Origin of the sequence: Pseudoalteromonas sp. RB2-MNA-CIBAN-0110, from assembly GCF_040309305.1 — a bacterium.
Lineage (GTDB): Bacteria > Pseudomonadota > Gammaproteobacteria > Enterobacterales > Alteromonadaceae > Pseudoalteromonas > Pseudoalteromonas arctica.
The window spans coordinates 1-258 of record NZ_JBEOOQ010000224.1; the positions used below are offsets into that span (position 1 = coordinate 1).

Annotated in this window: 1 protein-coding gene; it reads right to left on the reverse strand. The window is 43.0% G+C overall.

From position 1 onward, the window contains the following. Positions 1-224, reverse strand: a 224-nt coding sequence (locus AAEY68_RS21270; RefSeq protein ID WP_350586851.1) for a UbiA family prenyltransferase, incomplete at its 3' end; no start/stop codon positions are given. Positions 225-258 lie beyond the last annotated feature (34 nt).

The window sequence follows — 258 nt, forward strand, 5'->3', positions numbered from 1 at the left end:
GTTACCCGGGTGCGAGTACGCGCCATGGCAATATCTATATCTCGGTCAATCACATTATTAATAGCACAACCTGATGCAACCACTAGCGATAAGCCAATTAAGGTAGCAACCATTAGCCATGGGTTTATATCACCGCGGGAGGCTAGTAAAAACCCGCCCGCTACGCTGATTAAGTTACCCATAATAATACCTGGCTTAGTTACTGATAAATAACGACGAAACATCTTTAGCTCCTAATACATCATCATTGCGTTAGAT